This is a genomic window from Burkholderia humptydooensis, assembly GCF_001513745.1.
Taxonomy (GTDB): domain Bacteria; phylum Pseudomonadota; class Gammaproteobacteria; order Burkholderiales; family Burkholderiaceae; genus Burkholderia; species Burkholderia humptydooensis.
Window position 1 is genome coordinate 242,332 of sequence record NZ_CP013382.1, and the last position, 23,450, is coordinate 265,781.

Here is a 23,450-nt window from a genome sequence, read left to right on the forward strand (position 1 = left end):
AATTCCGAAGGCTGATCATTTGGCGGCCAATTTCGGAAAAGGAATGGCGCAATCATGAATCTACGCTCGATCGACCTGAATCTGCTCGTCATACTGGATGCGCTGCTCGCGGAGCGGCAGGTGACCCGCGCCGGACAAAGGGTCGGCTTGACGCAGCCGGCCGTCAGCAACGCGCTCGGGCGGCTGCGCTACGTGTTCAAGGACGAGATCCTGGTGCGCACGCCGCTCGGCATGGAGCTGACGCCCCGGGCGAAAGCGCTCGCTTGCCCGATTCGTCAGATCTTGCAACAGATCGAAGAATTATTTGTTCCGGAAAATCAATTCGATTCATTTACGTCAGATCGCCGTTTTACGCTTCGAATGTCGGACCTGACCGAATTGCTGCTGTTGCCGCCGCTGCTGCGCAATATTCGGGGGACGGCTCCGCACATCCGGATGAACGTGATGCACCTGAATGCGGACAAGACCATCGAGGCGCTCGATTCCGGCCGGCTCGACATGGCGGTCTGCGCGGGGCTCGATCATCCGGGCTCGATTTCGTCGCACGTGCTGTTTCAGGACCGGCTCGTCTGCGTGCTGAGCCGCCGCCATCCGGATGCGAACAGGCCGCTCACGCTCGAGCGCTTCGCGGCGCTCGACTTTCTCAACGTATCGATCAATCCCGTCGACAGCAGCCTGATCGATACCATGCTCGCGGAGATGCGCTTCACGCGCCGCATCGCGTTCAACGTGCCGCACTGGCTCGTCGTGCCGAGCATGCTCGACGCGCTGCCGCTCGCCGTCATCATGTCCGAGCGGCACGCGCTGAGCCTCGGCGACTCGCGCCTCGCGATTCGCGAACTGCCGCTCGATCTCGAGCCGGTGACGTGGTCGCTGTACTGGCACCGGCGCTACGACAACAGCGTCGCGCACAACTGGCTGCGCAACTGCATCACGGATGTCGTCGACGCGATCCAGCAGCGCGGCGTGCTCGAAGAGGCGAGCGCGGTGGGTTGAGCGGCGCGGCGCTGTCGCCGCGCTCGCCTGTCGGCGCGACGGTGGCCGACGGGCGGCTCGTCGCGGCGGCGATCGGCAAGCGCCCCGGCCTGCTGCTCGCGCGCGACGGTCGTGCGCAATCTCGCGACGACGATCACGCTGACCGACGCGCAAGGCAGCGCGATCGCGGTCCAGACGCTGAACCGGCCGATCCTCGGCACGGTCGTCAATTGCGGCGTGCCGGCGCGCACGCCGACGAGCGCGCCGGCGCTGGACACGGTGTGCACGAACCATGACGACCTCGTGATGTATGACTCGCTGTACCTGCGCGGCGGCGCGTCGAACACACTCGTCGACGCGGGCTACCAGGGCGCGAGATACGAGCTCGCGGTCGGTGCGAACGGCGCCGTCGTCGCCGGCCACGCGACGCTCGGCGCGGCGCCGCCGCCGAACGGCTACGTGCCGCAGGGGCTCGGCGCGAGCGCCGCGTGGCTGCAGGCGCACGCGACGCCGGGCACGCGCCTCGCGGTATCGCGCCGACGGTGGGCGGCGTCGACGCGGGCGAAGGCGGCACAGCGAACGGCAACTGGTACAACGGCTGGTACGTCGCGCGCAACGGGCGCACCGCGGTCGGCGTCGCGGCCGGCGGCACGATCCTGCTCGTCGAGATCGACGGCCGGCTGCCCGCGCTGAGCGTCGGCACGAGCATTCCGGAAACGGCGGCGGTGATGGCGTGGCTCGGCGCGATGTCGGCCGTCAATCTCGACGGCGGCGGATCGAGCAACATGGTGATCGGCGGGAAGGCGGTCGGACATCCGTCCGATGCGACGGGCGAGCGGGGCGCCGGCGACACGCTGATGCTGTTGCCGGGCTGACGAAGAAGCCGCGCGCGCATGGCCTGCGCGCACGGTGTGGCGCCATCAATGGCGCAGGTCGGTCCTCGCGCGCTTCGCGCTCGACGCGTCGTCCTGCGTTGCCTCGTCCGCGTCGCGGGGATCGTCGTCGCGCTCCGTCAGGAGCGCGTCGACGTCGGCCGCCGCAGCCGCCGCGCGCAGCGCCGCGCACCGCTGCGCGCGGCGGATGTCCGACAGCATCCGCCAAAGCCTCGTCGTCTTGCTTTTCATCGCACTCTCCCTGCCGATGTCGCCCGTGCCGGCGAATTGGTTTCAGTGTAGGACGCTTGCGGGCGAACCGTAGGGAGAATGTGGCGCGCAAGTTACATGTCGAGGGATTTCACTAGTGCGCGGCGGCGGCCTGCGCTCCGCGACGCTGCGCTTCGCAGCGGTGATGCTCGCGCGAGAGCCTGTTCATCAGCGGCAGCATCAGCAGGCCGATCGCCATGCCGGCCGCCGCGAGCCAGCCGAGGCCCGTGAACAGCTTGATGTAAAGCGGCAGCGACGCGGTTGCGGGCAGATCGTTCGACGGCATCTGCGCGAAGTTCGCGACGACGCTGCCGAGATATTGAGATACGCCCGTCGCGACGAAGTACGCGCCCATCATGAAGCCGCCCATCCGCGCCGGCACGTAGCGCGCGATCATCGCGAGGCCGAGGCCGCTCACGAGCAGCTCGCCGAGCGAGTAGAAGCCGTAGCCCGCGACCATGAACCACGACGACACGCGGCCGTCGACCGCGAAGTGCCCGCTGATCGCGAACGCGAGGTAGCCGAGCGCGACGACGCCGAAGCCGAGCGCGTATTTGCCGGCGACGGGCAGATCGCGGCCGCGCTTGCCGAGGCCGTCGTAGATCGCGACGAGCACGGGGCTCAGCAGCATGATCCAGATCGGGTTGAGCGCCTGGAACTGCGCGGGGCTCCACGTGAAGAGCGTCGTGCCGAACAGCATGAAGCGCGGATCGACGTTGCGCAGCGCGAACAGCGTGAGCGATGTCTGCATCTGCACGTAGAAGATGAAGAACAGAATCACCTGCGCGATCAGGAGCAGCGCGGCGATGAGGCCCGAGCGCTCGGAGCGGTTCGATTTCGCGATCATGTACGCGAAGATCGCGAGGATCGCGAACGCGGCAACCCACACGCTCGCGACCGCGAGCCGCTTGTGCCCGAGCACGTACATCGTCACGAGGCCGAGCGCGACGCCGCCCGCCGCGACCGCCGCGAGGCGGCGCCAGTGAACGGGTTGCGCATCGGGCTGCGAGCCGATGTGCGCGAGCGTGCGATGCATCAGCACGAAGTTGAGGATGCCGAGCGCCATCCCCGCGCAGCAGACGGCGAACGCGGCATGCCAGCCCCAGTGATCCTTGATCCACGGCGTGGCGAGCATCGACGCGGTGGAGCCGATGTTGACCGCCATGTAGTAGATCGTGAACGCGCTGTCGATGCGCGCGTCGTCGCCTTCGTAGATGCGGCGCACGAGATTCGCGGCATTCGACTTGAAGAGCCCGTTGCCGACGACGATCACGCCGAGCGATGCGTACATGAACGCGAGATGATCGTTCGGAATCGCAAGCATCAGGTAGCCTGCGCACAGCACGACGGCGCCGATGACCATCGAGCGGCGCGCGCCGAGCACCTTGTCGCCGATCCAGCCGCCGATCGACGGCGACGCGTAGACGAGCGCGGTGAACGCGCCCCAGGTGAGGTTCGCCTGGCCGTCGGTGAAGCCGAGCTTGTCGACCATGAACAGGACGAGCAGGGCCGCCATCCCGTAGTAGCCGAAGCGCTCCCACATTTCGATCATGAAGACCGTCGTGAACGAGCGGGTCTGGGAGACGTGAGTATTCATTGTGCACCTCTGGATTGAACAGACGAAACGCCGCGCGCGACGGCGCGACGGATAGCGGGCGAGACGCCGGCCGCGGCGTGGCGGCGTGCGGGGCCCGGCGGATCGGCGCCTGCCCGTGGATTGCGCGGTGGAGGTGGCGAGGTGGCGAAGCATGCGCGTGCGGCGCGCTGGAAAGTGCAAGTGGTTGTCATGTCGTCAAGCGGGCAAGCGCCCGGGTCGGGGCGCAAGGCGAGGCGCGGCGCGCGGCGGATGGGCCGTGCGACGTCGCCGGTGAAAAACGGGCTGGCCGCGAGATCGTCGCGGCCAGCGAGGCGGCCGCGATTCGCGCGGCGTGTCTGTTCTTCGTCACTCAGGGTAATCCCCGAAAAAGAGGGCTGTCTTCTTTGCTGCTCATGGCCGTGGGCTGATTGAAAGCCGGTTGCCGTGATCTGTCGCAACACGCGCAAACCCGCGTGCAGCTTGCCTGTGAAGGCGGCGAGTCTGGCAAGATAGCGTGCCGTCCCGATCTTGCCGCCGCCGTTCGCTGTGTCCGCGTCAGGGCGGCGGCGTAGTTCGGGACGACGAAGAGTAAGTCATATCTATCAAACTTCGTTATTTTCCATCAAACATTTTTTGACGATCAGATTTCGGCCTGCTATGGTTCCTTCCACTGAAAACACGCGGCCAGCCAATGCGGGTGTGGCGCTCGGGAGCAAGATTCGGGCGTTGCGGCAGAGGCTGAAGCGCACGCTTGACGAAACAGCGACCGCCGCGGGTATTTCCAAGCCGTTTTTGTCGCAGGTCGAACGCGGGCTCGCGTCGCCGTCCATCACGTCGCTGGCCGGCATCGCGCACGCGCTGGGCGTTACGGTGCAGTACTTCGTCGAGACGCCGAGCGAAGAGCGTTCGGTCTGCCGCGGCGAACAGTTGCGCTTTTTCAGCTTCGCCGACTCGGCGAACCTGTTCGCGCGGCTGACGAACGTGCCGGAGGGGCGTCAGCTCGAGGCGATTCTCGTGCGGATGCCGCCGGGACAGAAGCGCTCCGAGGTCACGACGCATGCAGGCGAGGAATTCCTGTACGTGATCGAGGGCGAGGTGTCGTTGACGCTGGAAGGCAAGTCGTTCGCGCTGCATGCCGGCGACAGCGCGCACTACCAGTCGACGGTCCCGCATAGCTGGGTCAACACCGCGAAGATCGAATCGGTGGTGGTCTGGGTGGGAACGCCGAGATTGTTCTAGGGCGGGGCATTCCTTCATGTGCTGGATGGGGTGCCTGCCGAAAGGAACGTAAGGATGACTAACATGAAATACAGGCACCAGGGGCCCCCCGTTTCTCCGCAGCCCTAAGCGTTCTTCGCGCCGCGCACGGCTTCGTGCCGCGCGTGCCATTCCGCTACCCGCTACTGCTATCAATCGCACACGATGAAACACACGCATGCCTTCGCGGCCGTGCTGGCCGCGCTCGCCCTGACGACCGCGCAATCCGCCTCGGCCGTCACCGTTCCCTCGAATGTCGCTCTTGCCGATCAGCAGGACCTGACGCGGCAGGTGCCCGCCGAGGTCGAATCGCTCGATCCCGCGCACATCGAATCGTGGACCGGCAACACGATCGGCCTCGATCTGTTCGAGGGGCTCGCGCGCATCGACGCGAGCGGGGCGGTGGTGCCGGGCGTCGCGCAAGCGTGGGAGCACAAGGCGCCGGATACGTGGATCTTCAAGCTGCGCCGCGACGCGAAGTGGAGCAACGGGCAGCCCGTGACGGCCGCGGATTTCGTGTATTCGTGGCAGCGTCTGGCCGATCCGAAGACGGGCTCGAAATACACGATCCTCGTCGAGTTCGTGAAGAACGCGTCGGCGATCATCGCGGGCAAGCAGCCGCCGGGCAATCTCGGCATTCGCGCGGTCGATCCGTACACGATCGAGGTGACGACCGAGGTGCCGGTGTCGTACTTCCCCGAGCTCACCGCGATGGCGCCGCTCGCGCCCGTCAACAAGGACACGGTCGCGAAGTTCGGCGATGCGTGGACGCGCCCGAAGAACATCGTGAGCAACGGCCCGTACACGCTCGTCGACTGGCAGCCGAACAACCGGATCGTGATGGCGAAGAGCGACAAGTACTGGAACGCGCGCAACGTCGTGGTCCGCAAGGTGACGTACCTGCCGATCGAGAACGACGAGACCGCGCTGCGGATGTACCAGGCGGGCCAGATCGACTATACGTATTCGATTCCCGCGGGCGGCTTCGGCCAGGTCAGCAAGCAGTTCGGCAAGGAGCTGCGGCCGGGGCTGCAGCTCGCGACGTATTACTACTACCTGAAGAACAGCGATCCGGCGCTGAAGGAAAAGCGCGTGCGCGAAGCGCTCGCGATGGTGCTCGACCGCGAGATTCTCACGTCGAAGATCACGCAGGCGGGCGAAGTGCCGATGTACGGGCTGATGCCGAAGGGCGTGAAGGGCGTGCAGCGGCCGTTCACGCCGGACTGGGCGTCGTGGCCGATGGCCAGGCGCGTCGATTACGCGAAGAACCTGCTGAAGCAGGCGGGCTATAGCGACGCGAATCCGCTCACGTTCACGCTGACCTACAACACGAACGATCTGCACAAGAAGGTCGCGCTGTTCGCGGCGTCCGAATGGCGCACGAAGCTCGGCGTGACGGCGAAGCTCGAGAACGTCGAGTTCAAGGTGCTGATGAAGCAGCGCCACGACGGCAAGGTGCAGGTCGCGCGCGACGGCTGGTTCGCCGACTACAACGACGCGATGACGTTCTTCGACCTGATCCGCTGCGGCAGTTCGCAGAACACGGTCGGCTACTGCAACCCGAAGGTCGATGCGATCGTCGCCGAGGCGAACCAGAAGCTCGACGACGGCGCGCGCGCGGCATTGCTCACGCAGGCGCACGATCTCGCGATGAACGACTATCCGATGGTGCCGCTCTTCCAGTATTCGGCGGACCGCCTCGTGAAGTCGTACGTCGGCGGCTACACGCTGACGAACTACATCGACATGCGCGCCTCGCAGGACATGTACCTGACCAAGCACTGACTGGAGCGGAGCCGATCATGCTGGCCTACGCATTGCGACGCACGCTGTGGGCGGTGCCGACGATCCTCGCCGTCGTCACCGTCTGTTACCTGCTGCTGCATTTCACGCCCGGCGGGCCGTTCGACAGCGAGAAGCAGCTCTCCGCCGCGACGCTCGCGAACCTGAACGCGAAGTACCACCTCGACGAGCCGCTGTGGAAGCAGTACCTGCTGTATCTCGGCTCGCTGCTGCAAGGCGATCTCGGCCCTTCGTTCCGTTATACGGACTGGTCCGTCAACGATCTGGTGCGCAAGGCGTTTCCGGTGAGCCTCGGCGTCGGCGGCGTGTCGATTCCGCTGTCGATCGCGCTCGGCGTGCTGCTCGGCACGATCGCCGCGGTGCGGCGCGACAGTTTCGTCGATCGCTTCGTGATGCTGATCGGCAACTTCGGCAACGTGATTCCGCCGTTCGTGCTCGGCCCGGTGCTCGTGCTGATCTTCGCGATCGCGCTGAAGACGTCCGAGGGCGCCGGCTGGCTGCCCGCCGGCGGCTGGGGCGACGGCGGCTGGCGCTACCGCGTGCTGCCCGTCACGCTGCTCACGCTGATCAACGTATCGCTGCTCGCGCGCGTGATGCGCGGCTCGATGATCGAGACGCTGTCGAGCAACTACATCCGCACCGCGCGCGCGAAGGGGCTGCCTGGTCACACGATCGTGCTGCGCCACGCGCTCAAGCCCGCGCTGATGCCTGTCGTGTCGCTGTTCGGCACGGTCTGCATCTCGTCCATCACCGCGGCCGTCGTGACGGAATCGGTGTTCGCGCTGCCGGGCCTGGGCCAGCTCGTCGTCAACGGCGCGATCAATCGCGACTACACGCTCGTGCTCGGCCTCGTCGTGCTGACGACCGTCTGCGCGGTGCTGTTCAACCTGCTGGTCGACCTCGCGTACGCGTGGCTCGATCCGCGCATCCGCTATTGAGAGGGCGACGCGATGACGCCTGTTACCTCTTCGATCGAGCTGCCGGAGCCGGCCGCCGCGCCGCCGCGCTCGCGCACGCCGCTCGAGCTCGCCGCGCGCCGCTTCGTGCGCAACCGCGCGGCGCTCGCGAGCCTCGCGGTGCTCGTGCTGATCGCGCTCGCGTGCTTCGCCGGCCCGCTGCTGTTGCCCAACGATCCGGCCGCGAGCGACTGGTCGTCGATCAGTCTCGCGCCGACCACCGCGAACGCGCATTGGTTCGGCACCGACGAGCTCGGCCGCGATCTGCTCGTGCGCACGCTGATCGGCGGGCGCGTGTCGCTCGAGGTCGGCCTGCTCGGTACGTTCGTGTCGGGCCTCTTCGGCGTCGCGTGGGGCGCGGTCGCGGGCTTTGCCGGCGGCCGTGTCGACGCGGCGATGATGCGGGTCGTCGACATGATGTATGCGATTCCGTATCTGCTGATCGCGATCCTGATGATGACGCTGTTCGGCCGCTCGTTCATCCTCGTCGTGCTGACGATCAGCGCGTTCTCGTGGCTCGACATGGCGCGCGTCGTGCGCGGCCAGACGCTTTCGCTGCGCACGCGCGAGTTCGTCGACGCGGCGCGCGCGATCGGCGTCGCGCCGGCCGCGATCGTGCGGCGCCACATCGTGCCGAATCTGCTCGGCGTCGTGGTGGTCTACGCGACCGTCAGCGTGCCGGCGATCGTGCTGACCGAATCGGTGCTGTCGTTTCTCGGGCTCGGCGTGCAGGAGCCGATGACGAGCTGGGGCGTGCTGATCCAGGACGGCGCGCAGAAGCTCGAGGCGATGCCGTGGCTGCTGCTCGCGCCCGCCGTGATGCTGTGCGTGACGCTCTATTGCGTGAACTTCGTCGGCGATGGCTTGCGCGACGCACTCGATCCGAAGGACCGCTGAGATGGCGCTGCTCGAAGTCAAGAATCTCGGCGTGCGCTTCACGCGCAGGGAAGGCGAGCCGATCGACGCGGTGTCGGGCGTGTCGTTCTCGCTCGAAGCGGGCAGAACGCTCGGCATCGTCGGCGAATCGGGCTCCGGCAAGAGCCAGACGGTGATGGCGCTGCTCGGCCTGCTCGCGGGAAACGGGGCGACGTCCGGCGAGGCGCTGTTCGACGGCGAGAACCTGCTGCGGATGAGCATGCGGCAGTTGAACGAGGTGCGCGGCAACCGGATCGGGATGATCTTCCAGGACCCGATGACGTCGCTCAATCCGTTCCTGACGATCGAGCGGCAGATGACCGAGAGCCTGCAGCTCCATCGGAAGATGTCGCGCAAGGACGCGGTCAAGCGTGCGATCGAGGCGCTCGAATCGGTCAGGATTCCTGACGCCGCGCGCCGGGTCCGGATGTATCCGCACGAGTTCTCGGGCGGCATGCGGCAGCGCGTGATGATCGCGATGGCGCTGCTGCTCGAGCCGGAGGTCCTGATCGCCGACGAGCCGACGACCGCGCTCGACGTCACCGTGCAGGCGCAGATCATCGAGCTGCTGCGCGAGTTGAACCGCGAGCGCGGCACGTCGATCGTGCTGATCACGCACGACATGGGCGTCGTCGCGGGGCTCGCCGACGACGTGATGGTGATGTACGCGGGCCGCACGGTCGAATACGCGAGCGCCGACGCGATCTTCTCCGCGCCGTCGCACCCGTACACGATCGGCCTGCTGAACGCGCTGCCGCGCCTCGACGCGCCCGACGACGTGCCGCTCGTCGCGATTCCCGGCAATCCGCCGCTGCCCGGCCAGGGGCTGCTCGGCTGCGCGTTCGCGAAGCGCTGTTCTCACGCATCGGATCGATGCGGCGCCGAGCGCCCCGATCTGATTCCCTATTCGGACGCGGGCGCTGTGCGCGCGTGTCATCGGCCCATTGCGGAAATCACGGGAGGGCTGCGATGAGCGCCGCGACCGATCTCATTTCTTCCACTTCGTCATTCGTATCGGCATCGCCGGGCGCGCCGGGCGCAGGCGTTGCCTCCGGCGTCGAGGCGCGAAGCGTCGATGCGTCATCGCGCACCGATGCGCTGCTGTCGGTGCACGATCTCAAGGTGCATTTCCGCGTGCCGCTCGGCGGCTATCCGTGGTCGCCGAAGGGCACGCTGCGCGCGGTAGACGGCGTGTCGTTCGACGTGAAGCGCGGCGAGACCGTCGGGCTCGTCGGCGAATCGGGCTGCGGCAAGTCGACGCTCGCGCGCGCGCTGATCGGCCTCGCGCCGGTGACGGCGGGCACCGTGCAGTGGCGCGGCGCGCCGATCGTGAGCGGCGTGCGCCGCGACGCGCGCAAGATTCGCCGCGAAATGCAGATGATCTTTCAGGATCCGCTCGCGTCGCTCGATCCGCGCATGACGATCGAGCAGGTCGTCGCCGAGCCGCTCGTCACGCATCAGCCGGGCATCGGCCGCGACGAAGTGCGCCGCCGCGTGTTGACGATGCTCGAGCGCGTCGGCTTGAACGCCCACCACCTGCTTCGTTATCCGCACGAATTTTCCGGCGGGCAATGCCAGCGCGTAGGCATCGCGCGCGCGTTGATCGGCGAGCCGCATCTCGTGATCTGCGACGAGCCCGTGTCCGCGCTCGACGTGTCGATTCAGGCGCAGATCGTCAATCTGCTGCGCGATCTGCAGCGCGAGCTTTCGCTGTCCTACCTGTTCGTCGCGCACGATCTCGCCGTCGTCAAGGCGATCAGCCAGCGCGTGCTCGTGATGTATCTCGGCCGCGTGATGGAGTTCGGCACGCGCCGCGACGTGTACGGCACGCCGCAGCATCCGTACACGCGCGCGCTGCTCGCCGCCGCGCCGACGCCGGAGCCCGCGCGCGAGCGCGCGCGGCGCCCGTTGTTGCTCGCAAGCGAGATGCCTTCGCCGCTCGATCCGCCGTCGGGCTGCGCGTTTCGCACGCGCTGCCCGGACGCGATCGATGCGTGCGCGCGCGAGGTGCCGCAGCCCGAAGTGCGTGGGGCGACGGCCGCGCGCGTCGCGTGCATCCGGGCGGGCACGGGCGGCGCGCCGGGCTGAGCAGGACCGACAAAGACACAACAAGCCAACAGGGGTGTGGACGGCGCGAAAGATCTTCGCGCCGTGGGAAGGCGCGTCGTCACGGCGGCGCGTCGGGGTATCGCCGGCCGCGATGCGCGGCCGGCGAGTGGGTAGTCAACATAAAAAGAGAAGCGCAATGACACAACATCGATCGATGAAGAGGGTCGCGCGGGCAGTCGTGCTCGCGTGGGGACTGCCGATGCTCACCGGCGTGTCGATTTCGGGTGCCGCGCGCGCGGACGATGCGGCGCCTGCCGCGCCGGCTCAGGCGCCATCCGCCGCGACGCTCGTGCAGCAGGCGACGACGCCGAACGCCATCATCAACGCCGACGCCACGCAGGCGGTCATGCCGCCGGAGCCGGTGTCGAGCCAGGCGAAATCGAACGGCTTCATTGCCGACAGCCATTTCGACGTGCTGTTGCGCAACTACGCGGACGTGCTCGATTCGAAGGGCGGACCGCATCGCCATGCCTGGATTCAGGGCGTGATGGCGAACTTCGAGTCCGGCTACACGGGCGGGCTGATCGGCTTCGGCGTGGATGCGTCGATCTATGCGGCGCTGAAGCTCGATGGCGGCGCGGGCGGCGGCAACATGGTGCACATCGCGAAGGGCGGCGGCGGCTCGAACCAGCTCGCGTGGGCGTTTCCCGGCATCTATGACGTAAAGGCGCGCATCTCGAACACGGTGATCAAGTACGGTCTGCAGGCGGTCGACAATCCGTTCATGGAGCAGCACGACAACCGCGCGCTGCCGCCGACGTTCCTCGGCGCGACGATCGTCAGCAACGAATTCAAGAACGTGATGCTCGAAGCGGGCAGCTTCACGAAGACCAACGCGCGCGGTCATACGACGCTGACGAACCTGACGACGCAATACGGCGGCACGCGCGTCGATCGCTTCACGTACGTTGGCGGCACGTGGGATTATTCGTCGACGGGCTCGGCGTCGTTCTACGCGGGCCAGGCCGACGACGTCTGGCGCCAGTACTACGGTTCGGTCAAGCAGAGCTACGGTTCGCCGCAGGCGATCAAGTGGACGGGCTTCGGCAACTTCTATTCGACGCGCGATACGGGCGACGCGCGCCAGGGCAAGATCGACAACAACGCATACAGCCTGTCGCTCGCCGCGCAGCACGGCCCGCACGAACTGCTGCTCGGCTATCAGCAGGTGCTCGGCGACCAGTTCTTCGATTACCTGAATGAAACGAACGGCATCTTCCTCGTCGATTCGATGGACGTCGACTACAACGCGCCGCACGAAAAATCGCTGCAACTGCGCTACACGTTCTACGGCAAGGAGGCGGGGCTGCCCGGCTTCAAGGCGATGGTGTGGGGCGTGACGGGCTGGGGCGCGGACGGCTCCGCGAGCGCGGCGCTCGATCCGACGCGCTCGAGCATCTACTGGAAGGACGGCGCGCCGGTGCAGGGCCGTCACCACGAGTTCGGCTTCATTCCGTCGTACACGATCCAGAGCGGCAAGCTCAAGGATACGAAGATCACGTTCATCGCGATGTGGCACGTCGGCTCGGCGCACTACTCGGACAGCACCAATCAGGAATACCGGCTGGTCGTGAACGTCCCCGTGAAGGTGTTCTGAGGATGCCGAAGCGAATCGGGCGGCGGCGAGGATTCGGCTGCCGCCGTCCGGCGTCGGTGTTGCTGCGTGCGCGCGGCGTTCGCGTTCGCGCGCGGGCGCGCCGCCGTTCGATCGGACGAATCAGGCGGTCTTCGGCGCCGACGCGAGCGCTGGCGCTTCGCCCACCGGCTGCGGATCGAGCTCGGCCAATCGCCGGCCCGCGTCGCGCCATGCGTCGAGGCCGCCGCGCAGCGCGAGCGCATCGGCGAAGCCCGCCTGCTTGAGGCGCTGCGCCATCAGCGCCGCCGACACCTCGTTCGGGCACGAGCAATAGATCACGAATTTCTGCGTGGCCGGATAGCGCGCGACGATGTCGCGCAGATCGCGTTCGTCGGCGAATTGCGCGCCGGGGATCGCGTACGGATCGAGCTTGCGGTGCTCGGGCGAGCGCGCATCGAAGACGACGGGCGCGGGATCGGTTCGCAGCAGCCGGTCGAGCTCGTCGACGTCGATTCGCGCGTTCGCGAGCTGGCGAATCAGCGCGCGCCGGCGCATCCAGCGCACGGCCGTATAGAGCGCGAGCAGCGCGACGATCACGACGAGCACCGCGCGGCCGAGCTGGTTCGCGCCCGTGAACAGCCAGTCGATCTGTTTCGCGAACGCGAATCCGATCGCAACGCCGCAGCCCGCCCACAGCAGCGCGCCGAGCCCGTCGTAGCCGACGAACGTTCGATAGCGCGTGCCGAGCGCGCCCGCCATCGGCACCGAGATCAGCGACAGCCCCGGAATGAAGCGCGCGACCGTGAGCACGCGCACGCCCCAGCGGCCGAAGAAGCGCTCGGTCTTCTTCACGCAGCTATCGCGCGACAGCGAAAGCTTGCATAAGGTTTTCAGCGCGCGGCCGCCGAAATGCCGGCCGGCGACGTACCACACGGTGTCGCCGATCAGCGCCGCGAGCACCGCGAGCGCGAGCACGGGCGCGAGCTGCGCGCCGAGCGCATCCGGATGCAGCGTCGCCATCGCGCCGAACAGCACGAGCGTCGGCATCGCCGGCACAGGCAGGCCGATCGCGGCGGCGAGCACGTTGACGAACACGATGAGCGGCCCGAAGCGGGCGACGAGATCATGAAGCATGACGAAACAATGGACGGTCGCCGCGAAAAGCGCGCGGCATGGAGCGCGTGGATGTGCCGATTATCGGCTATTTTCGGAAAGGGGATCACGCCGCGGATGGACGCGCGGCGAGGACGGTGAGGGCGCGAGCGGGCGCGGCCTCACCGTGGCGGGATCAGTGCGTCGTGGTGCGGGCGAGCGGGATGGTGCCGTGCGTTTCGCCGGGCAGTTCCGCGCCGTGCGAACGAATCGCGGCGATCAACTCGGCGGGGGTGATTTCGTAGCGTACTTCCCGATGGATGCCGGGCTTGCGTTCGTCGACTTCGATGAGCAGTACGCTTTTACCGTCTTCGGTGGCCGCAAGACGCAGCGAGCGAAGCTCGCGGCCGTCGGCCGGATCGAATTCGGTCAGCAGGGTCATGGCCCCGGAAGAACCGGTCGTGCGCATTGAACGTGTCCTCGTGTCGTGAAGTAGGAAATGTTGCTTTGCGGACTGCTTCAATGCAGTTTAACCGAACCGGACGGCAGCAATGAGAATTTCGCGAGGCGTTCGAGCGGCGCGGGCGGGCGGCCTGCCGAAGCGTCGCCGCGCGTTGCGCGGCAGCCGTTCGGCGTTCGCGCAAACCCGCATGTTGTGGCGGCGCGTCACGGCGAAAAGTATGAGTGAAGATGCGATCGGCCCGCCGCGAGACGGGCGTGTCGTGCCCGCCGCCGGATCAGACGAGTCCCGTCAGATAATAGACGGCGATCACGAAGAACACGGCGAGCGTCTTGATGACGGTCACGGCGAAGATGTCCCGGTACGATTCGCGGTGCGTGAGACCCGTCACCGCGAGCAGCGTGATCACCGCGCCGTTGTGCGGCAGCGTGTCCATGCCGCCGCTTGCCATCGCGACGACCCGGTGCAGCACGTCCATCGGAATCTGCGCGGCCTGCGCGCCCTTGATGAAGAGATCGGACATCGCCGCGAGCGCGATGCTCATTCCGCCCGACGCGGAGCCCGTGATCCCTGCGAGCGAGCTGACCGACACCGCCGCGTTGACGAGCGGATTCGGAATGTTCTTCAGCGCGTCGCCCACGACGATGAAGCCCGGCAGCGCGGCGATCACGCCGCCGAAGCCGTATTCGGACGCGGTGTTCATCGCGGCGAGCAGCGCGCCGCCGACGGCGGCCTTGGTGCCGGTCGCAAAACGCTCGTGCACGCGCTTGAACGCGGTGATGACGACGAGCAGGATGCCGAGCAGCAGCGCCGCCTCGACCGACCAGATCGCGACGACCGTCTTGATCGGCGTCGTGACCGGCGTGTGGACGCCCGGCAGCACGTCGGGCGGCACCGTGTAGGACGCGCCGCCGTACCACACTGGAATCAGTTTCGTCAGCGCGAAGTTCGCGACGCCGACGAGCACGAGCGGCGACACCGCGAGGAGCGGATTCGGCAGCGACTTCGTCTCGACGCGCTCCGGCTCGTTGACGAGCGACGTGCCGTAGCCTTCGCCGCGCGCGAGCGCCGAGCGGCGACGCCATTCGAGATACGACAGGCCGACGACGATGATGAAGACCGACCCGATCGTGCCGAGCGCGGGCGCGGCCCACGCGGTGGTCTTGAAGAACGTCGTCGGGATGATGTTCTGGATCTGCGGCGTGCCCGGCAGCGAATCCATCGTGAACGAGAACGCGCCGAGCGCGATCGCGCCCGGCATCAGGCGCTTCGGAATGTTGCTCTGACGATAGAGCTCGGCCGCGAACGGATAGACGGCGAACACGACGACGAACAGCGACACGCCGCCATAGGTGAGCAGCGCGCACACCGCGACGATCACTGCATTCGCGCGCGATCGGCCGATGTAGCGGATCGCGGCGGCCACGATCGCCTCGGAGAAGCCGGACAGCTCGATCACCTTGCCGAACACGGCGCCGAGCAGGAAAACCGGGAAGTAGAGCTTCACGAAGCCGACCATCTTTTCCATGAAGATGCCGGAGAAGACGGGGGCGACGGCGGCGGGGTCGGTCAGCAGCACCGCGCCGAGCGCGGCGACGGGCGCGAACAGGATCACGCTGTAGCCGCGGTAGGCGGCGAACATCAGGAACGCCAGCGCGGCGAGGACGATCACGAATGACAAGAGAGTCTCCTAAATCTTGGTTGTTGTGCGCTCGGGCGCGCCGGGGGACGGCGCGACGCTGCGGCACGCGTTGCCGCAGGATTCGTGCCATCCGCAGTGCGGCCGGGCGCGGCCGGCCACGTGAAAGGCAGCGCGCGGCGATGGGCGCGCCGGCTGCGTCCGATTCTACAGAAAACGTCTCTTTGTGTAGACGAAAGCCGCGCGCGATGCTCGCCGATTCGGGATCGGGCCTTTTATGACGGGCATTTGCCGGATGTCTCGCACATGAGATAATCCGTCTCGCCTTGTGGACAAGAAAGAAAAAGTGGAGACGAATGCACAGATTTCGGGCGGCTGGGTCCGGCTGCCCGCCGATTACGGCGACGTGCTGCGGCGCGCGGCGGAGTCCCTGTTCAAGACCTTCGAGCATTCGAGCGTCGGCACGCTGATCGTCGACAAGGATGCGCGCGTCGTCTGGATCAACCAGCGCTATGCGGCGCGCTTCGGGTTCGCCGATCCGCAGCAGGCGATCGGCCGCGATTGCGAAGCCGTGATTCCGCACAGCCTGATGCGCGAGGTGGTCGCGACCGGCCGCCCGATCCTGCTCGACATCATGGAGACGGGCCGCGAGCCGCTCGTCGTCACGCGCCTGCCGCTGACGGATGACGCGGGCGAAACCGTCGGCGCGATCGGCTTCGCGCTGTTCGACGAACTGAAGACGCTGACGCCGCTCTTTTCCCGCTACATTCAGGTTCAGCAGGAGCTGATCGCGACGCAGCGCTCGCTTGCGCAGGCGCGGCGGGCGAAATACACGTTCGCGAGCTTCGTCGGCACGAGCGCGGTGAGCCTCGAGACGAAGCGGCAGGGGCGGCGCGCCGCGCAGGTCGATTCGCCCGTGCTGCTGCTCGGCGAGACGGGCACCGGCAAGGAATTGCTCGCGCATGCGATCCATGCGGCGTCCGCGCGTGCGCTGAAGCCGCTCGTGACCGTCAACGTCGCGGCGATTCCCGATGCGCTGCTCGAAACCGAGTTCTTCGGCGCGGCACCGGGCGCGTACACGGGCGCGGATCGCAAGGGGCGCGTGGGCAAGTTCGAGCTGGCCGACGGCGGCACGCTCTTTCTCGACGAAATCGGCGACATGCCGCTGCCGCTGCAGGGCAAGCTGCTGCGCGTGCTGCAGGACAAGGAGTTCGAGCCCGTCGGCTCTAACCGGATCGTGCGCGCGAACGTGCGGATCATCGCGGCGACATCGGCCGAACTGCCGGCGCTCGTCGCCGAAGGACGCTTTCGCGCGGATCTCTATTACCGGCTGAACGTGCTGACGATCCATGCGCCGCCGCTGCGCGAGCGCGCATCGGACATCGAGGCGCTCGTCTATACGATGCTCGAGGAACTCGCCGCGCAGCACGGACTTGCCGAGCACTGCGAACTGACCGACGACGCGCTGCGCCTGCTGTGCGCGTATCCGTGGCCCGGCAACGTGCGCGAACTGCGCAACACGCTCGAGCGGGCGCTGATGCTGTCCGATCGCGCGTTGATCGATGCACGCGCGCTTGCGCCGTTCATCGGCCCGGCGCGCGGCGCGGGGGCGGGTGCCGGCGTTGGGACGGGGGCGGGCGGTGCAGTTGGTGCGGGTAGTGCGGGTGGTGCCGGCTTGGTCGCGGTCGCGGCGCCGACGGCCGTGCCTGACTCGCGCGCGACGGCTTCGTCCTATGCGGACGCGTTCGCCGCATGGGAGCGCCAGTTCCTGAGCGACGCGCTCGCCGCATCCAACGGCAAGGTGACGGAAGCGGCCGCGCGCATCGGCATCGGGCGCGCGACGTTCTACAAGAAGCTCGCGTCGCTCGGCATCGATACGTAACGGGCAACGCGCGGGACGCATTCGCAGCGAACGTATCGATGCTCGCGCATGAGCGGGCGCATTCGCAGGAGGCTCGCGATGAAGCGCATCGGGTCCGCCGTATCGTGCGTGGCGTTCGCCGTCGCCGCGCATGCGTTTGCGCAGGATGCGACGTCGGTTGTGTCGCCGGTATTGCCCGTATTGCCTATATTGCCCGCGTCGCCTGTGTCGTCTGCATCGCCCGCCTTGATCGAGCGACGCAATTGGTACGACGATCCTTTTTTTGCATTGTCGAATTCGATTGCCGAATGTCCGATGCCGCTTGGTCCGTTGATGACGCGCGCGCAAATGGAGGATGACGCGCATTACCGCGTCGAGCGAGGAACGACTTGCTGGCTCGCGCATCGCTGCAGCAAACCGAATTCCTATTTATATGACAAGCCGATTGCCGAAGAGCTGAAAAAGCGATTTGCCGACAGCGGTCAGGCATTGGCCGGCACGAGCATCTGGATCACGATTCAGCGCCGCTTCGTTTATGCCGAAGGATGCGCGAGCGCATCCTTCGATCGCGACGCGCTGCGGCGACGGCTCGAGGCGCTGCCGGACGTCGAGCAAGTATTCATTCGGCTTACCGACAATCCGCACGGGCGTGCGCCCTACAAGACACTCGTTGCGCCCGATTGACCCTTTGCGGCGTGCGTTGGCATATACTCGCGTCGTCCAAGAAGAAAGCGGAGCGATAGGCAGATTTATGAAACAGACGGGTGCGCCAGCGCCGGGGCAATGCGGCGCGTTCTTGCGGACGGGATTTTTGATTGCTTTAATAGCGGGGCTTTCTGGCTGCGGGGGAAGCGCACCGCTGTTTACGTCGGACGGACGCGCGACCACGATGGTCCAGTGTCCGGAAGGCGGTGCTTGGGACACCTGCATTCAGAATGCGCGCGGCATTTGCGGCGGCGATTTCGATACGATCAGGCAATCGGTCGATAACGGCGTGCGAAACCTTCTCTTTGCATGCAAGGCTGGAAATGGCTTCTGAGCACCGCTTGCGGGATATGAAAGCAATGCGAAAAATGTTCGATTGATCCTGAATTGATTCATATACTTCCATCTATAAATAACGAGACGGAGCTTCATCCATATGGCGACCTATAGGCAACTGACCGCACAGCTCGAAAAACTTCAGCAGAAAATCGACAAGGAACGCGAAAAAGCGATCGCGGACGCCATTGCCGACATCAAGGCGAAGATCGAGGAATACGACATCACGCCGGAAGAGCTGGGGTTCAGAAGCATCAAGGCGGCGGCGAAGCCGAAGCGCGTGCTGCCGCCGAAGTACCTCAATCCGAAAACGGGCGAGACCTGGAGCGGCCGCGGCCGCGCGCCGGCGTGGCTCGGCAAGAACCGCAACCGCTTCCTGATCAAGGACTGATCCCGAAAAGCCTCACCTTTGGCGCCTTGAACGACGGTGCGAGCGGCAAGTCTGCCATTCGCGCCGTTTTGTTTTCGGCCACAGGATTGTTTGCTCCACGGTGTTTCACGGCGCCCGTGAGATTTCGCGACGCAGAGGGTTACGTGTCGATTCGGCGATGAAACCCATGTGTTTAGCCGGATATTGCGTGATTTGATTGTCGATTCGAACTTGTCGAATCGATAAAGATGTTTCACGCCGCCTCGTACATCCGGGATGCCGTTTGCGGTTTTGTCGGTTTCGCTTTGCGATTTCGCCGCGGCTCAATATCCAATCCCGAACATCCTCACCTTGGCTCCCGGAAACGCTCACCTTTGACGGTGCGAAGCGAGTGTCATACCGGCGCTTTCGGCATGCCGTTTCGCATTCGATCCGGGCGACGGCGCGCGTTTCAACCGCAGCACGGGAGAAGCGGCGACATGCCGATAAGGCGAGACAACGCCATTCGTCTGTTCTGATTCGCCAATCGGCAGGCGGAAATGGACAACGCATTTGGACGGCGGGAGGCCGCGTAGGCGACATTTCCGGGATGGCCTTCTCATTCGAGCGGCAATCGAAACGAGCCGCACGGCAGCCGGCACGAATGAAAAACGACCGTTGTCCGCCGGAAAAGCGTTTCCCGGCCACTTGCAATGCCGGCTCGCGCATTTTGCATTCGTCGTAAAGCGCGGCTGTAGGCGGATCGCAAGCGGCGCGTCGTCGCGCGGCCGCGATCGCAGGTTCGCTCGACGCGCGCGACAGGCGGCTCCGTTGTCTTCGTATTTGACCGCGACCGCGCGGTGGAATTGAACGTTGAATTCGATCCCAATCGAATGGCGGGCCGCGCCGTTCGATTGATTGCGCGGCGATTGTCCGCTATTCGGCAATGCATCAAATTTGTCGGCCCGGCGTTGCCGACGTTTGATCCGGATGGATCGAATTTTCGAGGCGGTCGTTTCAAAACGGATGAATCGGGCTTTGAATGTTGCGCAGCGAGACATTCCGATCCGCGGGACTTGATAGCGACGCGCGAGCCGTTTCCGGAAGCGGGTGCCGCAACCGGCCTCGGGAAGCGCCTTGCTCGGTGGCGGCGAAGTGTTTGCGTCGATGATGCCGATGCTTGCGCGACTCGGCGATTCGGCCGAACGGCATATAGGCGGCGCTCGACGCTTCGCCTATCCTATGGGCACTCGGGCTCGGTCCGGCAGGGCCGCGCTTCGATCGCCGTCGCTCAATCCTTTCAGCGGAGTCGCCGTGACCGTTCGCAATCTCGATGCGTTGTTCCATCCGACATCCGTTGCCGTCGTCGGCGCTTCGCCGCGCCCGGGCAGCGTCGGCGCGATGGTTTGGGCGTGCGTGCTCGACGGCCGGTTCGGCGGGGCGATCTGGCCCGTCAACCCGAAGTACGGCGAACTGAACGGCCACAAGGTTTACCCATATGTCGACCAGTTGCCGAGCGCGCCGTCGGTCGCACTCGTGTGCACGCCGCCCGCGACGTGGCCCGGCATCGTGCGCAAGCTGGGCGGCCTGGGCGTTCGTGCGGCGATCATCGTCGGCGAAGCCCGTTCGAGCGCCGATCAGGTCGCGCTCGAACGGGCGCTCGCCGCGGCGAAGCCGTATCTGCTACGCCTCGTCGGGCCGGGCAGCCTGGGCGTCGTGTCGCCCGCGCTGAACGCGCATTTCGGCGCGCCGGCATGCATCGTCAAGGCGGGCGGCGTCGCGTGGGTGTCGCAATCGAATGCGCTGACGAACGCGGTGCTCGGATGGGCGCATGCGCGCGGGCTCGGCTTTTCTCATGCGGTCGCGCTCGGCGGCGAAGCGGACGTCGACGCGGCCGATGTGCTCGACTACCTCGCGAGCGATGCCGCGACGCGTGCGATCCTGCTCGAGCTCGACACGGTGAAGTCTGCGCGCAAGTTCATGTCGGCCGCGCGCGCGGCGGCGCGCAACAAGCCGGTGCTTGCGTTGCGCGCAGGGCGCGGCGATTCGGGCGATCTGCTCTATACGGCCGCGTTTCAGCGCGCGGGGATGGTGCGCGTCGACGCGCTCGACGATCTCCTCGACGAGATCGAGACGCTCGGCGTCGGTCGGACAGCCGCGGCGAGCGGCGCGGCGACGCTCGTGACGAGCGACAGGGGTGTCGCGAAGCTGGCCGTCGATGCGCTCGCGGCGGCGGGAGAGACGCTTGCGCAATGGCCGCAGGCGGCCGTCGACGAGGTCGGTGGCGCGCTGCCCGCGGGAATCGTCGCCGGCAATCCGTTGCTGCTCGGCGACGACGCGCGTCCCGAATATTTCGGCGCGGCGCTGAAGGCGCTCGCGCAGCATCCGCCGACAGGCGCCGTGTTCGTGGTTCATGCGACGTCGCATAGCGCGCCTGTCGGCGACGTTGCGCGCGTGCTGATCGAATCGCGCAAGTTCGCGCGTCGCGGCATGCTCGCGTGCTTCTTCGGCGGCGTCGATGCCGCGACGCGCGACGCATTGCACGAGCACGGCATCCCCGTATATACGACGCCGCAGCGTCTCGCGCGCGCGCATGCGCGCCTCGTCGATTATCAACTGGGCCGAGAACTGTTGATGCAGACGCCGGAGGGCACGCCGCCGCAACCGCCGGCGTCGATCTCGGCTGCGCAGCACGCGGCGCGCGCAGCGCTCGCACAGGGGCGCGACGCGTTCGAAGGCGAGGCGGCGCTCGAATGGCTGGCCGGCTTCGGCATCGAGCGCGCAACCGATGCGGACGTCGACGTCGGCGATACGATCGTCGACATCACGGTCGGGATGTACGACGACCAGAACTTCGGGCCGGTATTCCGCTATTCGGTGCCGCCGGCGGACGGCGTTTCCGCGCCGTTCGTCGTCTACGGGCTGCCGCCTTTCAATACCGTGCTCGCGCGCGCGGTCGTCGCGCGGTCGCCGTATGCGCGCCGCGCGCCGCCCGAGCCGCTGCTGCACGCACTGACCGCGCTTTCGCAGGCAGTGTGCGAGGTGCGCGAAATCGTCGAGATGTCGCTCGTGCTGCGCGTGCGTCCCGCGCGCGTCGTCGCGTTCGGGCCGCACATCGGGCTCGCGACGGGGCGCAGCCGGCTCGCGATCGTTCCATATCCGCGCTATCTCGAGCAGAAGCTCGACTGGCGTGGAGAGCGCATCACGGTGCGTCCGATTCGCCCCGAGGACGAGGCCGCGCATCGCGAGTTGCTGAGCGCGATGACACCGGACGATTTACGGATGCGTTTCTTCGGGGCGATACGCAACTTCGACCATTCGCAGATCGCGCGGATGACGCAAATCGATTACGACCGAGAGATGGCGCTGATCGCGACGCTCGACGATGCCGACGGCCGCGCGCATACGCTCGGCGCGGTGCGGGCAGTGACCGATCCGGACAACGAAGCGACGGAGTTCGCGATCGCGGTGCGGCCTGATCAAAAGGGCAAGGGGCTTGGGCGAATGCTGATGACGCGCATCATCGAATACGCGCGCTCGCGCGGAACCGCGTGGATGGTCGGCGAGGCGCTGCGTGAGAATGCGGCGATGATCTCGCTCGCGAAAGACAGTGGTTTCATGGTGTCGTCGACCGAGGAACCGGGGGTGGTCGCGTTCAGGTTGAAGTTGCAGCCATGAGACGCCGCCGCGGCATCGGGCGTCGGACGCGTGTGATCGGCGCAAGGGGCTGGCAGTCGCCGTGGTGCGGGGGCGATGGGGCGGGCAATTCGAAATCCGATGCGCGGTGTGTCGCCGGCGCTTCGGAGATTGCGGAAAGCGTTGAAGGCGTCAACATCGCTGACTGCTGGCAACGGTTTTGACATCCTGACGATCATCGCCGCCATCGGTGCCATCACCGCCGATTCCGGACGGTGAGGTTTTACGGGAAACGAATTCGGGCGAAGGTGAGCGTCTTCGGGAGGCGGCCGGGCGGAACGAAACGCAGCGCGCGTGGCTTGTCGCCGATCGCATCGGGGTGTCGACGCATCGGTTGGCACCTGCAAACATGTGCCAGCCGACCCGCCGACCTGACAATACACCGCCTCACCGCCCGCGAACCCGAATCCGCCTCGCGAACCGAATCACGCAGCGAGCTTCACCGCAGCCTCGTCCACATGCTTGCGCGAGATCGCGAGCTCGTCGAGCAGCGTGTCCGCGTAGACCGCGCCCGTCTCGCGTTCGAGACGCGCCACCGTCAGCGCGCAGCGCGCGGTGTCCTTCGGCATCGCAATGAAGCGCTTGATCGATTCGCCCGCCTTGAACGCGTCGAAGAGCGGCAGCCGCACTTCGTCCGGCAGCGTCTTCGTCCATTGGTACGGCTTGCCGTTGAACGTCAGGGAAGGCGGCAGCGAGCGCTCCTTCTTGCCCGCCGCGATCAGGCCGTACGTGCGCGCGGCTTCGCCGATCTGCTCGGGAGAGAAGAGCTCGTCGGGCGTGATGTCGAATTGCGCGATGTACGCTTCGATCGCCCGCATCGCGGATGCGCGATCGTCGCGCTTCTTCTGCGCGCGCGCGACGATGTCGCGCAACTCGTCGGCCTCTTCAGGCGTGATCGTGAAGCTTGCCTGCTTCTGCTGAAGTTCGGAGAAACGTTGGAATTCGAGATCGGTCAGAAGTTTGGCCATGACATCCATGAGGCGCCCGCCATCGGCGAAGACGG

General features: G+C 66.4%; 20 protein-coding genes and 4 pseudogenes. 15 read left to right on the forward strand and 9 right to left on the reverse strand.

The features are described from left to right. Nucleotides 1-54: 54 nt before the first annotated feature. A complete protein-coding gene (locus tag AQ610_RS20490) occupies nucleotides 55-996 on the forward strand; it encodes a LysR family transcriptional regulator (RefSeq protein WP_006029136.1) in 942 nt (313 codons plus the stop codon). A gap of 2 nt (nucleotides 997-998) precedes the next feature. After that, nucleotides 999-1,850, forward strand: a pseudogene (locus AQ610_RS20495) (phosphodiester glycosidase family protein); the annotation flags it as partial. A gap of 45 nt (nucleotides 1,851-1,895) precedes the next feature. Here AQ610_RS20495 and AQ610_RS20500 read toward each other — a convergent pair. The 3 genes and pseudogenes from AQ610_RS20500 to AQ610_RS38180 form a co-directional block, all read right to left on the reverse strand. Continuing rightward, entirely contained in the window at nucleotides 1,896-2,099 is a 204-nt protein-coding gene (locus AQ610_RS20500; RefSeq protein ID WP_006029134.1) for a hypothetical protein, read from the reverse strand. 112 nt (nucleotides 2,100-2,211) lie between these two features. Continuing rightward, on the reverse strand, nucleotides 2,212-3,714 hold the full coding sequence (locus AQ610_RS20505) for a peptide MFS transporter (protein WP_043283214.1): 1,503 nt from the start codon (nucleotides 3,712-3,714) through the stop codon (nucleotides 2,212-2,214). A gap of 187 nt (nucleotides 3,715-3,901) precedes the next feature. Continuing rightward, nucleotides 3,902-4,154, reverse strand: a pseudogene (locus AQ610_RS38180) (hypothetical protein). Between AQ610_RS38180 and AQ610_RS38185 the strand changes: the two are divergent. The 8 genes and pseudogenes from AQ610_RS38185 to AQ610_RS20540 all read left to right on the forward strand — a co-directional run bounded on the left by AQ610_RS38185 (nucleotide 4,122) and on the right by AQ610_RS20540 (nucleotide 12,330). Continuing rightward, nucleotides 4,122-4,367, forward strand: a pseudogene (locus AQ610_RS38185) (hypothetical protein). The pseudogenes AQ610_RS38180 and AQ610_RS38185 overlap by 33 nt on opposite strands. After that, nucleotides 4,351-4,932 (forward strand): cupin domain-containing protein, encoded by a 582-nt coding sequence (locus AQ610_RS20510; protein ID WP_015602757.1) that lies wholly within the window; start codon nucleotides 4,351-4,353, stop codon nucleotides 4,930-4,932. Before AQ610_RS38185 ends, AQ610_RS20510 begins: the two are co-directional and overlap by 17 nt. Before the next feature lie 183 nt (nucleotides 4,933-5,115). Then, nucleotides 5,116-6,735, forward strand: a complete 1,620-nt coding sequence (locus AQ610_RS20515) for a peptide ABC transporter substrate-binding protein (protein ID WP_006029131.1) — start codon at nucleotides 5,116-5,118, stop codon at nucleotides 6,733-6,735. 17 nt (nucleotides 6,736-6,752) lie between these two features. After that, a complete protein-coding gene (locus AQ610_RS20520) occupies nucleotides 6,753-7,691 on the forward strand; it encodes an ABC transporter permease subunit (RefSeq protein WP_006029130.1) in 939 nt (312 codons plus the stop codon). Nucleotides 7,692-7,703: 12 nt separating this feature from the next. After that, nucleotides 7,704-8,606, forward strand: a complete 903-nt coding sequence (locus AQ610_RS20525) for an ABC transporter permease (protein ID WP_006029129.1) — start codon at nucleotides 7,704-7,706, stop codon at nucleotides 8,604-8,606. Nucleotide 8,607: 1 nt separating this feature from the next. Further along, nucleotides 8,608-9,597, forward strand: coding sequence for an ABC transporter ATP-binding protein (locus AQ610_RS20530; RefSeq protein WP_006029128.1), 990 nt, complete (start codon nucleotides 8,608-8,610; stop codon nucleotides 9,595-9,597). Beyond that, nucleotides 9,594-10,712: an ABC transporter ATP-binding protein gene (locus AQ610_RS20535; RefSeq protein WP_006029127.1), complete on the forward strand. Its 1,119-nt coding sequence runs from the start codon at nucleotides 9,594-9,596 to the stop codon at nucleotides 10,710-10,712. Before AQ610_RS20530 ends, AQ610_RS20535 begins: the two co-directional genes overlap by 4 nt. A 157-nt stretch (nucleotides 10,713-10,869) precedes the next feature. Continuing rightward, nucleotides 10,870-12,330, forward strand: a complete 1,461-nt coding sequence (locus tag AQ610_RS20540) for an OprD family porin (protein ID WP_043283212.1) — start codon at nucleotides 10,870-10,872, stop codon at nucleotides 12,328-12,330. 120 nt (nucleotides 12,331-12,450) lie between these two features. On the opposite strand, the gene AQ610_RS20545 is transcribed toward AQ610_RS20540, so the two are convergent. The 4 genes and pseudogenes from AQ610_RS20545 to AQ610_RS20555 all read right to left on the reverse strand — a co-directional run bounded on the left by AQ610_RS20545 (nucleotide 12,451) and on the right by AQ610_RS20555 (nucleotide 15,542). Continuing rightward, nucleotides 12,451-13,443 carry a DedA family protein/thiosulfate sulfurtransferase GlpE gene (locus AQ610_RS20545; RefSeq protein WP_006029125.1) on the reverse strand — a complete coding sequence of 331 codons (993 nt, stop codon included), beginning with the start codon at nucleotides 13,441-13,443 and terminating at the stop codon, nucleotides 12,451-12,453. Nucleotides 13,444-13,597: 154 nt separating this feature from the next. After that, nucleotides 13,598-13,870, reverse strand: a complete 273-nt coding sequence (locus tag AQ610_RS20550; RefSeq protein ID WP_009915974.1) for a hypothetical protein — start codon at nucleotides 13,868-13,870, stop codon at nucleotides 13,598-13,600. Beyond that, nucleotides 13,840-14,071 (reverse strand): annotated as a pseudogene (locus tag AQ610_RS38190) (hypothetical protein). Before AQ610_RS38190 ends, AQ610_RS20550 begins: the two are co-directional and overlap by 31 nt. Nucleotides 14,072-14,138: 67 nt before the next feature. After that, a complete protein-coding gene (locus AQ610_RS20555) occupies nucleotides 14,139-15,542 on the reverse strand; it encodes a GntP family permease (protein ID WP_009915973.1) in 1,404 nt (467 codons plus the stop codon). 286 nt (nucleotides 15,543-15,828) lie between these two features. Here AQ610_RS20555 and AQ610_RS20560 point away from each other — a divergent pair, with 286 nt between their 5' ends. The 4 genes from AQ610_RS20560 to AQ610_RS20570 all read left to right on the forward strand — a co-directional run bounded on the left by AQ610_RS20560 (nucleotide 15,829) and on the right by AQ610_RS20570 (nucleotide 18,793). After that, the gene (locus AQ610_RS20560) at nucleotides 15,829-17,382 is read left to right on the forward strand and encodes a sigma-54 interaction domain-containing protein (protein WP_006029122.1); all 1,554 of its coding nucleotides are present in this window, start codon (nucleotides 15,829-15,831) and stop codon (nucleotides 17,380-17,382) included. A gap of 78 nt (nucleotides 17,383-17,460) precedes the next feature. Next, the gene (locus tag AQ610_RS20565) at nucleotides 17,461-18,045 is read left to right on the forward strand and encodes a BON domain-containing protein (protein ID WP_231749040.1); all 585 of its coding nucleotides are present in this window, start codon (nucleotides 17,461-17,463) and stop codon (nucleotides 18,043-18,045) included. A 55-nt stretch (nucleotides 18,046-18,100) separates the two neighbouring features. Continuing rightward, nucleotides 18,101-18,400, forward strand: a complete 300-nt coding sequence (locus tag AQ610_RS37520; RefSeq protein WP_231749088.1) for a hypothetical protein — start codon at nucleotides 18,101-18,103, stop codon at nucleotides 18,398-18,400. Between the two features lie 102 nt (nucleotides 18,401-18,502). Then, nucleotides 18,503-18,793 carry an H-NS histone family protein gene (locus AQ610_RS20570; protein WP_006029119.1) on the forward strand — a complete coding sequence of 97 codons (291 nt, stop codon included), beginning with the start codon at nucleotides 18,503-18,505 and terminating at the stop codon, nucleotides 18,791-18,793. A gap of 347 nt (nucleotides 18,794-19,140) precedes the next feature. Here AQ610_RS20570 and AQ610_RS36270 read toward each other — a convergent pair whose 3' ends face one another. Then, a complete protein-coding gene (locus AQ610_RS36270) occupies nucleotides 19,141-19,812 on the reverse strand; it encodes a hypothetical protein (RefSeq protein WP_156436733.1) in 672 nt (223 codons plus the stop codon). 253 nt (nucleotides 19,813-20,065) lie between these two features. Between AQ610_RS36270 and AQ610_RS20575 the strand changes: the two genes are divergently transcribed. Then, nucleotides 20,066-22,429: a bifunctional acetate--CoA ligase family protein/GNAT family N-acetyltransferase gene (locus AQ610_RS20575; protein ID WP_006029118.1), complete on the forward strand. Its 2,364-nt coding sequence runs from the start codon at nucleotides 20,066-20,068 to the stop codon at nucleotides 22,427-22,429. 443 nt (nucleotides 22,430-22,872) lie between these two features. Here the strand turns inward: AQ610_RS20575 and AQ610_RS20580 are convergent, their stop codons facing one another. After that, the gene (locus tag AQ610_RS20580) at nucleotides 22,873-23,424 is read right to left on the reverse strand and encodes a hypothetical protein (RefSeq protein WP_041861977.1); all 552 of its coding nucleotides are present in this window, start codon (nucleotides 23,422-23,424) and stop codon (nucleotides 22,873-22,875) included. Between the last annotated feature and the right edge of the window lie 26 nt (nucleotides 23,425-23,450).